The following is a 15073-nucleotide window of genomic DNA, read 5'->3' as shown; positions in this document are numbered from 1 at the left end:
GCTTTATGAAGATAGCTAACAGTCGACCCATCCGCCTAAAAGACAAGGTTACCGCCTACATGCAGCTGACCCGCTTTGATAAGCCGGTAGGTATTGAGCTACTCTTATGGCCCACGCTTTGGGGCGTGTTTCTAGGGAGTTTTGGTACGGGTAACGCTCAGAGTGGCGCATTACCAAGCCTAAAAATTGTAGTGATTTTTGCGTTAGGGGCGATTCTGATGCGCGCCGCTGGCTGCGCGATTAATGACTTTGCTGACCGTAAGGTTGATGGCCATGTTAGCCGCACCAAAGGACGGCCTTTGGCGGATGGTCGCCTTTCTAGCAAGGAGGCGGTTGGGACTTTTCTTATACTGTCACTCATCAGTGCCAGTCTATTGTTATTTCTTCCCCTGCGCGTATTTTACTGGTCGCTAGGTGCGGTGGCTCTAGCTTTTATTTACCCCTTTATGAAGCGCTACACTCATTTGCCGCAAGTATTTTTGGCCGCCGCTTTTGGCTGGGCGATTCCTATGGCTTATGTCGCAGTGCAAGGCGCGCCGGATATCTGGTGTTGGCTGTTGTTTATCGCCTATATGTGCTGGACGGTAGCTTATGATACCCAGTATGCGATGGCAGATAGAGAGGATGACCTTAAGATTGGGGTTAAGTCTACGGCGATATTATTCGGTCGTTACGATGTGCTCATAGTTTCAATATTACAGACCGCCTTTTTGGGGCTAATGGGTGTGATCTTGTGGCACTATTTTGTTGCCACTACCCTCGGTTTTATTCCGCTGTTTGCGTTAGGGCTAGTGGCGATGATGTTTGCCAAACAAAATGCCGCCTGTGCGACTCGTGACCCTTTGGCCTGCTTTCAAGCTTTTTTGGCCAATGTTTGGGTTGGGCGCTATGTGTTTGCCGTGATTGCTATCAGCTGTGCTTGGGTGAGTTTACAAGGGTAGTTTTTTATTATCATTTAGTAGGAGTAGCGAGTGGATAGTAAACGTAGACGCTTTAAAAAGTCCTCGCCAAACATTTTTGAGCATAGTAACGGCAACAATGTACGGACTGACTTTACCGCTAACCTCGCCGAGCAAGGTCTTACTCGTGAGCAGGTCATTGCCACCGAGCGCAAGCTGGCGAAATTTGCCAATACCATGGACTCAATGGTGCGCATTCCATTTACCAAGCAAGGCATCGGTGCAGATGCAGCGCTATCGACTGTCCCTATCGCCGGGGATGTGGCTGGGCTTATATTGACAGGCTATGCGTTTATCTTAGGTCGTCAGCTTGGTGTTCCTATTCATAAGATGATGCCAGCGGTGAAACTGGCATTAATTGACATGGTCGTGGGCGTTATTCCTGCACTTGGGACCGTGCTCGATATCTTTATTCGTCCTAGTCGCCGAACGCTAAATATTGTGCATCAGCATATTCAAGAAGAATACGGTATCGATGACACCATGCATTTGCAGCGGCCATTTTTACATGAATCCTTAGAATACAAGCAGCAGCGCTCTAAGCTGTGGCGCAATCCGCTATTGGCTTGGCTATACCTGCATATTCCCGATATTCTAGGGTTAATGGTTATCATTTTGCTAGGTTGGTTACTATGGACTGCCGGTAGCTGGCTGCTTAGCCTGTTTCAGCAAAGCACTGGGTTTTAAGCCCTTACTACCCAAGTTATTATCAAGCTGTTAACTCATCAATCCTTCATGTTCTATTAGATAGTGCCTATTTTTGATAGCTGCTCGCATCTATAATTTTGCGCCTACTGCCTTCGACATAATACTCATGCCTACCTTCACTTCGAAGCATAAAATCCCAACCGCCATTTGCTATTAATAATTGTTCAAACAGCTGCTGGCGAGAATTTGCTATTTTACTGTTGTGCTCATTCGTTAGTATTGGCGCGTCCAAGACGTTAAAAATGACAAAAGTATCTGCTGCTCGCTTTTCGAGTTTATATAATTTTAGGCCAAATTTTTCTAGTATCAATTTTGTTGGGTGCTGAAATTGGGCTAGATTGGAGATGACAGTAGGGGTTCCATTAAATTGAAACTGCAAGTCAAGTGTATTATCGATATCGCTTTGTTTAAATACTCGCCCATAGCGGTCGATTAAATAGCTTGCTCGTCGATGAAAGGTATCAGGGTCGCCGCCACATTGGGTATTGTGTTTTTCATAGATGGTGACTGCGAATGTCTTAGGAAGCGAAGGGTTAGCGTGATTTTCTAGCCTTGCAACAAAACAATGCTGATAGTTTTGCATTAACAGGCCAAGGCTACGCTGCTGAACTTGATTCATTGACGCTACAGAGTTGGTTTGGACAGGTTTTGTCGTTATAGCGGTTTTACTAGAGTCAGCCTTACCGGTAGTATTTATTGCTAAAGACATTGATGGCAGCGCAGTCAATAACAAAGCACTTGAAAGCCCGATTGCGATAGTTATAACTCGTTTTGAGTGCATAATTTCTCTCGGTCTTATAAATTGTTTTGTAGCCTTTTTTACCACTATAGCATTAAGTCCCAAAAAATAAGGCTGAGCCAAATTAGGTGACTCAGCCTTATTTCTTTTTATTTTTGCTCATTCTTACTTATTCATGGCAGCTAAATTTACTTGCTAGTCACGACCTCAGCATCGACGCTGGCGGCGTCATAACTGGTCAACTTACCATTTTGCAGTAAATCAATTGATCCGCCACCACCATGACTTACTAACTCTATAGTACCATCGGTAGAGCGATAGGTCGGGTTATTACCTTGACCTTCAGGCGCTGTTAGCATCACACGTTTACCAGATGGTAGCAGTACATTAGCTTGCAGCTCATTAATGGCTGAGGTCTGAAAAGTCACTTTCAGCTGCTCTCCTGCGGCACTTCGATAATCGACATCAGTGATCTGTGCTTCTTTAGCGTAGTCGTTGATCTCAGGCGTGGCCGTAGTGGCTAAGTCCTCGTTACTGATCACTTGAGTGTCTGAAGGCGCTGTCTGCACTTGCGTAGTGTCGCTCTCCACCTGATTAGCCGCCTCATCATTGCTGACTGACGCATCAGGCTCAGACTGATCTATCTGAGCCGTCTCATCTACAGGCGTTGTCTCTACTGATGTCGTTTCTACAGGAACTGTCTCCGTCTGGGCATCTACTTCGTTATCTTGAGGCTTCTGACAGGCTGATAGTGCCAAGACACTACATAGAGCAGCAGGTAAAATAGGGAATAATAGAGAATGAGCGGGCTTGATTGAAGGCTTCATAATTTATGGACAACCTTAATGAATATATGGCCTGAGAAGTAGGCATTATTTTAACTATAGTGAGTATTAAAAGGACTGTTATTTAAAAGAAACGCTATTTAAAAGACTGTTATTTAAAGCAGATATCTTAAAATCCTAGCTATTTAAGCATAAAACGGGCTGTGGAACAATTCTGAGTATTAACCGCTTACCGTAATGATTAGCTTGTGACTGCCAGCATGGCTGCGATGCTCACACAAGTAAATACCTTGCCTGAGACGGGATTAAAAAGTGTCTGGGAGACACTTTTCCCGTCGTAACTGGTGAACGACAAGACTCATCGTGGCAATGGTATTAACAGCTTACCGTAATGACTAGCTTTCGACTGCCAGCGTGGTTTCGATGCTCACACAAGTAAATACCTTGCCAAGTCCCCAATCCTAAACCTCCATTTACCAAAGGAGCGGTAAGACTCACGCCAAGCATCATACTTTTAAAATGCGCTGGCAGGTCGTCAGAGCCTTCTAAGGTATGACGGTATCCCGGCTGGTCCGCTGGCGCTACTTTATTCAGCCAGTCTTCTGTATCCAATCTCACATCAGGGTCAGCGTTCTCATTAATGGCGAGACTCGCTGAGGTGTGCTGCAAAAAAAGATGCACCAAACCTGTATGAGCTGAAGTAGGTAAGAGCCTATCGATAGCAGCATCAATTTGCGAGGTAATTATATGAATGCCGCGAGGGTAAGGTGGTAATGTCAAAGTGGTTTGATAATAGGGCATAGGAAACAATTACTCTTTTGAGAAATGTATAAGGCACGACCTAAGAAGGCTAGTTGCGCCTTTAGATATGGCTCGGCAAGCCATCGTCTTAATAGACTCAAGCTAGATTTATGGTAATGAACCCCCAGTTATCTCTTTAACGCCGACTGCAACCGCGCGCGACTTGGCGATAGTCGCTTAACAAGCGCCTGTGAAAAAGGTGCAAATGACCCCGTTATCATGTCTGCGAGCGCCTCGGCACAGATAGGGGCAAAGGCGTAACCTTTAGAGCCCATGCCGCTAAGTGTCCAGATTCTAACTGGTTTATTGCTCTGCATTACCGACTCCTTGTCCTCACAGGCTGTCACCTTGCCTACTAGTGGGTGATAGTCGGGTGTCTGCGCCCTAATACCAGCACGGGCCTGCCAGTTAACCACATCTTTTGGGATTACCTCATCTAATTCTGCAATAGCATTAACCAACTTATCACGATTGAGCTGATGCTCTGAGTCGCGAATATCCGTATCGGTGTCATTGCGCACAAAACTGGCGCCCAATAAAAAATGCGGCTGGCCCTCGGTGACTGGGTTTAGATTGCTATCGCCTGCTTGCGGGACAAAAGGGGCACAGTAGCCACCGAACTTTAGTGGCAGTTTGGGTAATTTGCTAAGTTGCTCGGGGGTAAACCAAGACAGCTGACCACGAATCTTACGAAAGTCAAAAATTCGCGGGTCTAAGAGACAGCTGGCATGGGCAGCGGCTATGATCACACTATCGGCTTCTAATTGTGATGCATCTGTGCCATATAGTCTCACCTTATTATTATCGGCTTCTATCTTTACAATATCGCGCTGCTCAAAGCGAATAAGGGGGTGCGCTAAGACAGTCGTAGCTAAGGCTTGCGGATTAACTAAGCCTGCCTGTGGTAGATATAAGTTATCATCAAGGTCTTGCTCAGCAAGATTTGAGCGCAGCTTGGCTTCAGAGGCACTGAGTGTCGTTGCCATCTCATCTGGATAATCTGCAATCTGCTCGGTATCAATATTGGCTTTGGTGAGTAAGTCTAGCGCGCCCGTCGCCTCAAAAATAGGAGCACGGCCATGAGTATTATTTGCCCTATCTAGCGCCTGATAAAGACGAGCGCTATACAGATAACCAATACTATGCAAGTGCTCAGCCACATGATGAATTGGCGTCATCTTTGGGGCCAGCAGTGCGCGCGGATTGCCTGATGCGCCTGATAGCGGTGCGGACTGGTCGAGTAGTAAGACGTCTGTGCCTCGCTGCGCTAATGACCAAGCGCTCATGAGTCCTGAGATACCTGCGCCAATGATAGTGATTCGGTTGACTGTAGCAGGAATCAGAGCGTTTTGCTCAGTCGTAGTTATTGCAGACAGAGAGTCTGTGTCTTTATCTAGGGTTGATGGCGGCGGCAGGGTAGCGGTTAGCATCTCACGCTTGCGGCCAAAGCCCTTAACCTTTTGGATATCAAAGCCGGCTGACTTTAGACCGCGCTTCACTACACCAGCACAGCTAAAGGTTGCTACAGTGGTTCCCGGCTTTGACAGGCGCTGAAGTTGCTCGAATATCTGCTGTGCCCAAAGCGCCTCATTGCATGACGGTGCAAAGCCATCTAAAAACCAAGCGTCTACACAAGCACCATAGCTGTTATCTAGCTGACTAAGGCTGTCTGCCGCATCGCCTAACCACAAGTCTAGGGTCACATCGTCGGCTAGATGCAGACGGTGACAACCGGGTACTAATACCGGATATAAAGCTATTAACTGCTTGATAAGTGGCGCTAGCGTTGGCTCAGCAGTTTGCCAACTTTTAAGACTGCGCGTGAGGTCAGCTTTAGTTAACGGAAACTTCTCCGTACTGATAAAATGCAGTCGAGGGATGTTTCGGTCTACTGTGTACGCGGCAGTATCGTTATTAGCATAGTGCGCCTTGACCTCTTGCCATAGCTGCCAAGTGGCCAGTAAATTTAGCCCAGTACCAAAGCCCAGCTCAGTAATTGTAAAAGTTTTTGTAGTACTCGTAGCCGGAGACTGCAAAGTTTCTGAAAATAGCCAATTGAAGCGCTCTGAAAGATAGTTTTGCTCGACAAAGACGTATCGCGATTCTGCTAAGCCATCTACCATAGAGTAATAGACGTCACCGAAAGCTTGAGAGATAGGTACAGTGTGGCCTTGATCGTCAGTTTGCCAGTCTAGCTGAGCAGGGACAATGTGTGGTATGGGCTGATTAGGCTGAAAAGAGTTAGGCATAGTGGGCTTAAAGCTAAGTGAGGGCAGTTTAAAATAAATTCTACACACCGGTAATCGCACCGCTAAGGAGCAATTTGGGAGCGCACAAAATCCTAAAGGCAATAAAGTAAAGTCAGCAAAATTGTCTCGGACTTGGCAATGACGCCGAGACTGACTTAAGCCGATATGTGATTGTGAGCGTGATTCCACTAGTAGTCATTAATCAGCAGGCAATTGCAAACTATCAACCAGCTGCCAATGTCAGCTACCAACGCTGACGGCGGACGAATACCAACCATGAGATAAAAATGCCCACCAATAGACTAATGAGCACTGTGAACGCCCCATACAAAAACAGCTGACCCTGACTCTCATAGAGCAACACGTTAACTTGAGTCTGCAAATCATTGACTTGCCGTTGCAGCTTAGCATTACGGCTAAGAAGCTCCTGATTGGCCGCTGACAGCTCACTATCGGTCGGTTGTAGCTGCGCTGCAAGACTATTTGGCTCTACCACACTGGTCGCCGCTGGGTCTGAGCTATTGGCGGTCAGTGATGGCGAGTCAGTGGCTGAATCTTGTACGATAGGCTGACCACTCTCAGGGTCTGTCACGGTGACCATGGGCGCTGCTAGAGCGCTACTGACACCTAAAGTGACACTCATCGTGATTAACAGGGCTAAGCTGAGTGAAGGTTTGGCTACAGAATGTCTCATGAAGCGACTACTTGCGGGAGGGCTTGAATAAATGGTTTGATCTCTACATGGCTATAGACGCCAGCGGTGAAATAGGGGTCATTATTTGCCCAGTCTTGGGCAGTTTGAAGCGAGTCAAAGGCAGCAATGATAATACTACCGCTCATCTCAGAAGCCTCATGGTTAACAGGATTTGGGCCAGCGATCACCAGCCGTCCCTCTGATTCGAGCTCTTTTAGTCTAGCAATATGAGCAGGGCGTGTGGCTTGACGTAACTCAGTACTTTCAGCGACGTCATGGCCAATTATAACAAATAATGACATTGAAGATCCTTAATTAGCAAAAGCAGTGCTGTTCGTTATAATAGGTATGACAGCACTTATTTATTCGTTGTCTTGTCGGTGAGCTCTGGGTTAATGTGGTTTTTTAATACAGCAAACTGGGCAATAATAAAGACCAGCATAATGGGAATCCAGCCATAGGTCTTAAAGTTAATCCAAGCGGCATCAGACATGGTAAAGGCAGTGATATAATGCAGAACTCCCATAAACGCAAAGAATAACCCCCAAGCGATGGTGAGCTTTTTCCAGCCGCTAAGTGACAAGCGAAACACATCTTTCATAGCCAGCTGCATGAGTGGCTTATTCATCAAGGCACTACCAATCAGTGTCAAGGCGAATACGCCGTTGATAATTGGCGATTTCCAGCGCAGATAGATATCGTCGCGTAATAGTAGCGTACCGCTGCAGAATAGTATGGTTAACAATAACACCACCCACTGCTGCTTTTCTAACTTACCTTTTTGTCTAATCAGATGAATCACATAGACGATGAGCGTGGCCACCAGTAAAGCGCCAGCAGCGGCCAATATACCACTATGTCTGGCGGCAATGAAAAAGGCAATTAAGGGAATGAAGTCTAATAAGGCTTTCATAGCGTGTGAGTTGGCTCAATTAAAACGTAGTGCGTAGTTTACACTGCGCGGTAGCGAAAAAAAAGCAATCAAACATCAGCTAGGTGGTCACGCTACAATGTCCTTATACGATTAAGATACAATCGAGTAGTAACAATCAACCAATTTAGAGGCGTTGTTACTTGTTTTTTGCTTAATGAGTTACCTCAAAGCCACATTTTATAGCCATAAATTACCTACAAATTAGGACTTTAGATGAAGATAGATTTACATTGTCATAGCACTCGCTCAGATGGTAGCGACTCACCGACTGAATTGGTCACGCGGGCCGCTAATGCAGGTATTGAGGTTCTCGCGCTTACCGATCATGACACTATACTCGGGATAGAAGAAGCAAGAGACTGTGCCACAAAGTGCGGTATCAAGCTTATCAATGGCGTCGAGATAAGCTGCGAGCATACCTTGACCGGTGGTTATGGTAAAAACAAGGCGAAAGATAAAATCATCCATGTCCTAGGGTTGGACTTTAGCGATATTCAGACCATGCAGTCAGCATTAGAAAAGCTACAAGATAGCCGCGCCAACAGAGGTCAGCGTATCGTAGAGAAACTCAGTGAGATATTAAAACTTGAAGATGAGCAGCGCCAAGCATTGTGGCAAGCAGTACTCGATAAAGCCGGTGGTAATCCACAAGCAGTAGGCCGCGCGCACATCGGTCAGGTACTCTATGACCGTGGTGACGTAAAGACCGTTCAGCAAGCTTTTGATAAATACTTAGCAGACAATAAGCCGGCATACGTTGCTATTGAAGCGCTCAGCATGGAAGAAGCAATTCAACTCATTCATGACTGCGGTGGTCAGGCGGTGCTTGCACACCCTACCCGTTACAGGCTATCCGCTACGCGGGTTCGAAAGTTAATCGGAGAGTTTGCACAGATGGGCGGTGATGCGACCGAGCTGCCCAGTACAGACGAGCCTGTTAGTACGCGAAAAATGGTCGATCGCAGCGTCTCTGAGCATGAGCTGAGTGTGTCAATAGGCAGCGACTATCATGGCACCAGTATGCCGTGGCGGCGACTCGGTGATACACCAAAACCAACACCAGAGCAGCAAGGTATCTGGCAGAAATTTAACCTATCTGGGTAATTTTAAACAATTTAATTTTTAGTATTTCAATGTAAAAAAACTATTTTTACTCAAAAATTATTTAATTGGCTCGGCTCTTGCAGTGAAATGCTAGAGGTTAGAAAATACCTTAGATGGTTTAAGATGGTGCAAGTAACTAAATTTATTTCATATAAAATAATCTTGATTAAACGCTAACTAAATGTTTTAAATCAAAAGTCTTAATTAACGAGCTGATATTTTGTAAATCATATAAATATCAGCAACTTGCTTTATTTTAATATTAAAAATTAGTAAAAATAGCATAAATTGTAAGAATTAGAATAACAATGTCAAGCCGCTATAAATAATTCATAGTCAATCTATTTTAGATTCGATACAAAGCAGCTAGAATGAATTTACACTCGCCTCAAGCATATCATGACTTCTAGCCAGTAAATTTATTCCAGCCACTCCTTTGTGTATCGTTTTGAATAGGATTAACTATATAAAAGTCGTTGCTATCTATTATTTAATACGATAACTAGTCAAGCTTACCTTTAATCAGGTTTATTCAGTAATAAGTTGCTTTATGATAGGGATATCCCTTAAATTAAAAGCAGCAAACATATCTATCTTATAATAGGCAACTTTAAATAGGCGTTGTCTGACTGTTCTTGCACCTGATATTTTGGTATTTATTATTAATTTTAGCCGCTTTATTTTAAAAATATCGTTGAACAACAATAAGTATTGGTCTAAGCCGAGCCACTAAATAAGAAATGGATCGCTTTGTGATGCTATTAAAAAATTATAGGACCTTTCTGTTAATAAGATTATCATTTTATCGGCGAGTCTATAAAAAGCTGTCTCAAATTGTTTTTGAGTGGCGCAGTGCTGATCGTGCTTCATTATTAGCATTTTTTATTTTAATAGAGGTCTTGCTACAGTGGGCTTGGTGTTTGATGGTCTGGCTTAACAGCCGTAATATTGAGGACTATATTGATATTGAGTTGACCAAAATACTTTGGTTGTGCTCTACCATAGTAGCAATCTTTTATTGTTGGTTAATTTTTTACTTAAACCAGCTTAGGGCCTCCAAAAAAACTCTAAAGTTCTGGCAGTGGTTGCTCACGCTGATTTATAGCTGCTATATCTCTATGATTACTTTGTTAATGGGGTATAGTAGTTTAATCGCTGGTGCCTCTTTAGTGGGCGGTACGATGCTTGCTATGTTACTAATGGATAGACGTATTGTTTGGTATGGTTTTATGTCTTATATCAGCTTTATCGTGATATTTGCGCTATTTCCATATTTTGGTATTAATTCTCCAAGCTTACGAAAACTACCTATTCGTATTGAACATAGCACCTTAACTACCTTTCCTAGCTTCTATAAGGCGTCTATAAATGTCAATGCTATCCATGAGCAGCTAGTACAAATGTCGCCAGATTTTGACAATGCTGGCGACATTAGAGTTATCGGTATTAAGAACCAATACAACCCAAGTGCAGAGCTTGATAGCTCTGTGGTCTTACAGCGTGATAATATTTTATTTTGGCGGCTAACTTATATCTATTTTGCATTACCAAAAGCTATTATCATTGTGTTTTTATTTCGAATATTGCTGTCTATTATTGAGCATAATAAGCGTGAAATTCAATACAATGCAGATCACGATGCGCTAACAGGTATCAAGAATCGCCGCGGTATTTTAAGTTGGATTCATCAGGCGCTGTTTAATAGCAGTTACCGACAAGAAGAGAGACAGGATTTTAGCGTTATATTGTTAGATTTAGATTATTTTAAAGCGGTAAATGATACCTATGGTCATTATGTTGGTGACCAAGTTCTTCAGCATATCGCGGAGTTATTAAGTAAAGCCCTAGTGCGTCGTCACGTGGTTAGCAGGTACGGGGGGGAAGAGTTCTTATTGGCCTTACCACAAACCACTCACACTGCCGCTTTGCTTATAGCAGAAGCGCTTAGAAAAGAGATAGAAGCGCATATGATCTATCTAGATGAGGTTGCCTCATTGCAAGTCACAGCAAGCTTTGGCGTCGCTACCTTGCCGCGGCGTGAAGTTGTAGCTTTGCAAGCGACTTATCGAGAAACACTAGTCGCGGACAAGATTAAAACTCTAAAAAGCGCCCAATTAACAGAAAAGCTTATCTATAGTTTAATCGATTTGGCGGATGCGGCTCTTTATAAGGCCAAGCATAAAGGGCGTAATTGTGTGGCAAGTGCAGATCAACTTATCACGACTAATCAAATTGAAAAGCCAGATTTTGAACTGGCTTAGTGTCGTAAGATTACTGAGAGGTCAGTCATCCAAGCAACCAAAAGCTTCATAGCTCTCAGAGGAAAGATTAGATTTAGCTTGAGTGGATGTCATTGACCACGCTGGCAAGGACGCTAGTGGCATAGCTGCCGGTGGTCAAGCTAAATTGCAGCTCAAGACTTTGAGGGGTTAGCCAGCGCCATGATAATGCTTGAGGCATGAGTCGCAATGCACGTCTTTGTGCCTTGATACCGTGAGTCTCTAACCCCTGTGCTAACTGCGACAAAATCAAGTCTTCCTTGACGATACTACGTTCTAGATGCAGGGCAGCGCCAGTCACTTGATCATTACCTGTACCCCAGAGTGGCGCTGTTGGATGAATGTCTTTGATGCGCAGTCGCTGGATAAGCTCGCCGCTTAGGGTATCGCTGGTAAATATTGACCCAGTCCCAGCAAGATTATAAACCTCTCCGAGCAAGCCACTGTTCCAAGTCTTATTTTTTACTCGCGCGTCTAATATCTTGTTAAATATCAGACTCCGTGCTGCTGATAATAACATGGACTGCTGCTCACGTTGACGCTTACTGATACGCCGCTTGTGATGGCTCTTTCGAGTAGATCGGGATTTACTATCACTGCCTTTTTGCTCTGCATTCGCGTTACCGCTACTGTCTTGAAGCGAGCTTAACCACTTTAACGCCTCGCTGATATTGTTACCATAGTGACCGAAACGCTGCGCGCCAAAGTAATTGGGTACGCCTTCTTCACTGATGTGCTGCAAGCCGTGGTCAACAGCTTTTATATCCTCATACTGAACGTCGGTTAAGGTAATAATAAATTGATTAGACTTGTGAGTACCGCGGTTGAGTTTCTTGTTGTGCCAGTGCTGGTCTAAGATTTCAACCTGCTCATGCTCAGGAAGATTATTTGGCGCAAATACAGTCTCTGGGAGGGTGCGATTGGGGATCCTTAGACTAAACCACTGCGTCGTCACCGCTTGCCTATCTTTGAGTCCTGAATAGCCAATATCGCGAACAGGAATACTGGCCCAATCTGCTAGCAGCTGTGCGGTATGCGCGGTGTTCATCCCAGTTTTTTTAATCAATAGCCATAAATGCTCACCTTCCTCGGTAAAGTCGATATTGAGCTGTTCATTAACGATGAAGTGCTCTGGGCAGGACTTAAAGGTGGCGCGCTCTATAGGCGGTGCGACTGGTTGAGCCAGTTGGTTTGGATCGCTAAACACTGCAAAATCTGTATCGCTTAGTAACTTACTCAAGGCATCAGAGCTTACTAAAGGTGCTACATGGTGTGAGGTTTCATCGGGAGAGTCGTCATTAAGGGTAGAGTCGTCATTAAGGGTAGAGCCATTGAGAGTGGGATCATTATAAGTAGAATGGTTAGCAGTCGAAGCGGGGTGATCAGACATAGTGGATAAGCCGTGTAGTTAAGAATAATAGATTGTGTCTATACTATCATCCAAGTGAGCAGATACAATATCCATTATGATAAAGCTCAGGGTACAGTAAACAAAGATAAGAGGCTAAGATGAAAAATGGTGCGCATAACTATAATGATATTAATGGTGAGGTATTTTTAAGGACAGCCACTGCAGATGATGCCCCAGCCATAGAGTCGCTATTGAATCGCTGCTACCGAAATGATGAGGGCTGGACCAACGAAGCGCACTTAGTCGGCGGTATTCGAACCACGCAACAAGAGCTGCAAAAGGTTATCAATGACCCGGCTCAATATCTGTTCGTCTATCCAAAGACCGATAATGGTCAGCGAGAGGGTAAGGATACAGGCGAGATTCTAGCCTGTATTTCGGTGCAAGGACAGTCAGACACGGCTGAAGAGACCGAAGGCCATAATAAAGCTTATATAGGCATGTTTGCTGTACATCCAGAGCTTCAAGGGCAGGGTATTGGCAATGTGATATTTAGCGCTGCGGAGTCGTTCGCTTGTAGACATTTTGGCAGTGAAGAGCAGCCGTGCCGCCTAACCATGAGTATCTTAAACCATCGCCCTGAACTACTGGCTTATTATCAACGCCGCGGCTATCAGCTTACGGGTAGGAGTATGCCATTTCCTACTGATGGTAATAATGGCGAGCCACTACGCGAGGACTTACGGCTGTTGGAGCTGGAGAAGGTGAGTGGCTAACTCACGGCGCAAAATTAGCCTTAAAATACTACTGGAGTAATAGTAATTCTACCTTTGTCTTTATTGACATCAGCATTAACCTCAGTATGCGATTTTACTGTTACTTTCCTTGCTGCAAAGCCTTGCGTTAACGTCTGCTGAATCTTCGCCAGCGTCTCCTTGCGATCATCGCGATAAAATAGATTGAAACTCTCAAACGGTATCATCGTACCATCGGGCTGAGCAAAGTGGATGCAAGACTTCTTGAGCGCGCGGATATCAAGATTTTGCGCATCCATAAATTGTACGATCATTACTCGGAATACATTGTCATAGCTCAGATGCGGTGCATCGATCTTAGGCAAGCAGCATAGTAGCTCAGACAAACAGTTGGCTTGCGACTCTGGGGAGTGGTTGGTGCTGAGTACTTTAAACAACTGCTCTTTTGCCTTGGTCTGAACCTCAGGGTTCTGCTCGAACAATATCGTATTGCCGCCGCCATTCATAATGACATCAGGGGTTAGATAGCGAGTAAGCGGCGCTACCTGTGTCATATTATTGATCGTATTATTCTGCGTATTAATTTCATCAGCGGTTGAGTGGGTTTTTAACGCATAGCCCATGGCTAAAGTATCAGGATTGCAGGGCACTGGCACGATATCGTCTAAGGTAAACACCTCTGACTGCTCAGCGATTTGGCGACGCATCTCAGATATAGTAAGACGCTGCTTGCTTGAATCGAGCAAAGCCTCATCGATGCCCACGCGGCCTGACTCAGACAGTGGTTGAAAGCTGACGCCGCGAACACAGCGATAGGTAAGCGCATGCTCAATAATTTTGCCCATCTCACCGTCATTAAGACCTTTTTTAATCGTCGCTACTAGCGTCGTTGATAAGTTGTGCGACTCTAAATGAGCCAAGGCTTTCTCATGGATACGAGCAAGTTTAGCACCACGCAGCACGGTTATGTGCTCATCATCAAGCGAGTCGAATTGCAGGTAAATCTCTAATCCTTGAACCTTCTTGGAGTTTTCAGCGGCGCTGTTTTGTTTTTTATTACTGAAGCGATAGGCATAGTCCGCTAATTTAGCGACAAATTCAGGCTCTTTTGCCAAGCGAATACCATTAGTGTTAATCATCACATGGCGAATGGGCAAGGTTTGGATATAGTCTAGAATTTCAAACAGCTGCGGGTGCATCGTCGGCTCGCCGCCAGAGAGCTGCACCACATCTGGCTCACCCTCAGAGGCAACCACCGTATCGAGCATGGCTTTCACGGTTTCCAAAGGTTTATGCTTATACGATAGATGCGGCAGATTGGTCTCACGGCTCATGCCAGAGTCGGCAAAACAGACAGGACAGTCAAGGTTGCAGACATCGGTAATCTCGACGATGGTAAGACAGGAGTGCTGCATGTGGTCAGGGCAGAGGCCACAATCATAGGGACAGCCGTATTGCATCGGCGTGGCAAAAGTCTCGGGCATCTCAGGACGCTTGACGTAGACTTCGCGGCAGCTACGATAATAGGCCACATCGTCCATCATTAGGACGCGCTCGACGCCATGGACTGGACACCATTTATCCATATAGACATGGTTGTTTTTAAAAATAATTTTGGCCTCGACAGGATACAGGCAGGTACTACAAACAGAGCTGGTAGTGTCGTAAAACTCGTAAGGGCGATTTTTATGAGACATGGGTGATGACCTAATCTA

At 44.9% G+C, this 15073-nt stretch carries 14 protein-coding genes; 5 read left to right on the top strand and 9 right to left on the bottom strand.

Features of this window, described 5'->3' with window-relative positions:
• Window positions 1-5 precede the first annotated feature (5 nt).
• Both ubiA and EGV92_RS03145 read left to right on the top strand, forming a co-directional pair.
• The gene (gene ubiA / locus EGV92_RS03150) at window positions 6-941 is read left to right on the top strand and encodes a 4-hydroxybenzoate octaprenyltransferase (RefSeq protein WP_165525551.1); all 936 of its coding nucleotides are present in this window, start codon (window positions 6-8) and stop codon (window positions 939-941) included.
• Window positions 942-1013: 72 nt separating this feature from the next.
• On the top strand, window positions 1014-1646 hold the full coding sequence (locus EGV92_RS03145) for a DUF4112 domain-containing protein (protein WP_131668086.1): 633 nt from the start codon (window positions 1014-1016) through the stop codon (window positions 1644-1646).
• 67 nt (window positions 1647-1713) lie between these two features.
• Here the strand turns inward: EGV92_RS03145 and EGV92_RS03140 are convergent, their stop codons facing one another.
• The 7 genes from EGV92_RS03140 to ispZ all read right to left on the bottom strand — a co-directional run bounded on the left by EGV92_RS03140 (window position 1714) and on the right by ispZ (window position 7848).
• Entirely contained in the window at window positions 1714-2511 is a 798-nt protein-coding gene (locus EGV92_RS03140) for a hypothetical protein (protein WP_165525550.1), read from the bottom strand.
• An 83-nt stretch (window positions 2512-2594) separates the two neighbouring features.
• Window positions 2595-3233, bottom strand: coding sequence for a hypothetical protein (locus tag EGV92_RS03135; RefSeq protein WP_131667740.1), 639 nt, complete (start codon window positions 3231-3233; stop codon window positions 2595-2597).
• A 333-nt stretch (window positions 3234-3566) separates the two neighbouring features.
• Window positions 3567-3992, bottom strand: coding sequence for a secondary thiamine-phosphate synthase enzyme YjbQ (locus EGV92_RS03130; RefSeq protein ID WP_131667739.1), 426 nt, complete (start codon window positions 3990-3992; stop codon window positions 3567-3569).
• A gap of 128 nt (window positions 3993-4120) precedes the next feature.
• Window positions 4121-6241 (bottom strand): FAD-dependent 5-carboxymethylaminomethyl-2-thiouridine(34) oxidoreductase MnmC1, encoded by a 2121-nt coding sequence (mnmC1, locus tag EGV92_RS03125; protein ID WP_131667738.1) that lies wholly within the window; start codon window positions 6239-6241, stop codon window positions 4121-4123.
• A 244-nt stretch (window positions 6242-6485) separates the two neighbouring features.
• The gene (locus EGV92_RS03120; RefSeq protein WP_131667737.1) at window positions 6486-6935 is read right to left on the bottom strand and encodes a hypothetical protein; all 450 of its coding nucleotides are present in this window, start codon (window positions 6933-6935) and stop codon (window positions 6486-6488) included.
• Window positions 6932-7237 carry a YciI family protein gene (locus EGV92_RS03115; protein WP_131667736.1) on the bottom strand — a complete coding sequence of 102 codons (306 nt, stop codon included), beginning with the start codon at window positions 7235-7237 and terminating at the stop codon, window positions 6932-6934. Before EGV92_RS03115 ends, EGV92_RS03120 begins: the two co-directional genes overlap by 4 nt.
• Before the next feature lie 56 nt (window positions 7238-7293).
• Window positions 7294-7848, bottom strand: coding sequence for a septation protein IspZ (gene ispZ / locus EGV92_RS03110; RefSeq protein WP_131667735.1), 555 nt, complete (start codon window positions 7846-7848; stop codon window positions 7294-7296).
• 234 nt (window positions 7849-8082) lie between these two features.
• Here ispZ and EGV92_RS03105 point away from each other — a divergent pair, with 234 nt between their 5' ends.
• Window positions 8083-8973: a PHP domain-containing protein gene (locus EGV92_RS03105; RefSeq protein ID WP_131667734.1), complete on the top strand. Its 891-nt coding sequence runs from the start codon at window positions 8083-8085 to the stop codon at window positions 8971-8973.
• Window positions 8974-10091: 1118 nt separating this feature from the next.
• The gene (locus EGV92_RS03100; protein WP_165525549.1) at window positions 10092-11234 is read left to right on the top strand and encodes a GGDEF domain-containing protein; all 1143 of its coding nucleotides are present in this window, start codon (window positions 10092-10094) and stop codon (window positions 11232-11234) included.
• A 73-nt stretch (window positions 11235-11307) separates the two neighbouring features.
• Here the strand turns inward: EGV92_RS03100 and truD are convergent, their stop codons facing one another.
• On the bottom strand, window positions 11308-12642 hold the full coding sequence (gene truD / locus EGV92_RS03095; RefSeq protein ID WP_131667732.1) for a tRNA pseudouridine(13) synthase TruD: 1335 nt from the start codon (window positions 12640-12642) through the stop codon (window positions 11308-11310).
• Between the two features lie 119 nt (window positions 12643-12761).
• Here truD and EGV92_RS03090 point away from each other — a divergent pair, with 119 nt between their 5' ends.
• Entirely contained in the window at window positions 12762-13379 is a 618-nt protein-coding gene (locus EGV92_RS03090; protein ID WP_131667731.1) for a GNAT family N-acetyltransferase, read from the top strand.
• 20 nt (window positions 13380-13399) lie between these two features.
• On the opposite strand, the gene EGV92_RS03085 is transcribed toward EGV92_RS03090, so the two are convergent.
• The gene (locus tag EGV92_RS03085; protein WP_131667730.1) at window positions 13400-15055 is read right to left on the bottom strand and encodes a radical SAM protein; all 1656 of its coding nucleotides are present in this window, start codon (window positions 15053-15055) and stop codon (window positions 13400-13402) included.
• Window positions 15056-15073 lie beyond the last annotated feature (18 nt).

The organism is Psychrobacter pygoscelis, from assembly GCF_004335015.1.
Classification (GTDB): Bacteria; Pseudomonadota; Gammaproteobacteria; order Pseudomonadales; family Moraxellaceae; genus Psychrobacter; species Psychrobacter pygoscelis.
Note: the sequence above shows the minus strand (reverse complement) of the source record. Positions and strands in the feature narration are given on the sequence as shown.

What these genes read in the sequence shown, in the direction of transcription:
- EGV92_RS03115 (WP_131667736.1), bottom strand. Translation starts at nt 7,237, where the DNA reads ATGTCATTATTTGTTATAATTGGCCATGACGTCGCTGAAAGTACTGAG.
- ubiA (WP_165525551.1), top strand. Translation starts at nt 6, where the DNA reads ATGAAGATAGCTAACAGTCGACCCATCCGCCTAAAAGACAAGGTTACC.
- EGV92_RS03090 (WP_131667731.1), top strand. Translation starts at nt 12,762, where the DNA reads ATGAAAAATGGTGCGCATAACTATAATGATATTAATGGTGAGGTATTT.
- truD (WP_131667732.1), bottom strand. Translation starts at nt 12,642, where the DNA reads ATGTCTGATCACCCCGCTTCGACTGCTAACCATTCTACTTATAATGAT.
- mnmC1 (WP_131667738.1), bottom strand. Translation starts at nt 6,241, where the DNA reads ATGCCTAACTCTTTTCAGCCTAATCAGCCCATACCACACATTGTCCCT.
- EGV92_RS03085 (WP_131667730.1), bottom strand. Translation starts at nt 15,055, where the DNA reads ATGTCTCATAAAAATCGCCCTTACGAGTTTTACGACACTACCAGCTCT.
- EGV92_RS03100 (WP_165525549.1), top strand. Translation starts at nt 10,092, where the DNA reads ATGATTACTTTGTTAATGGGGTATAGTAGTTTAATCGCTGGTGCCTCT.
- EGV92_RS03135 (WP_131667740.1), bottom strand. Translation starts at nt 3,233, where the DNA reads ATGAAGCCTTCAATCAAGCCCGCTCATTCTCTATTATTCCCTATTTTA.
- EGV92_RS03120 (WP_131667737.1), bottom strand. Translation starts at nt 6,935, where the DNA reads ATGAGACATTCTGTAGCCAAACCTTCACTCAGCTTAGCCCTGTTAATC.
- ispZ (WP_131667735.1), bottom strand. Translation starts at nt 7,848, where the DNA reads ATGAAAGCCTTATTAGACTTCATTCCCTTAATTGCCTTTTTCATTGCC.
- EGV92_RS03105 (WP_131667734.1), top strand. Translation starts at nt 8,083, where the DNA reads ATGAAGATAGATTTACATTGTCATAGCACTCGCTCAGATGGTAGCGAC.
- EGV92_RS03130 (WP_131667739.1), bottom strand. Translation starts at nt 3,992, where the DNA reads ATGCCCTATTATCAAACCACTTTGACATTACCACCTTACCCTCGCGGC.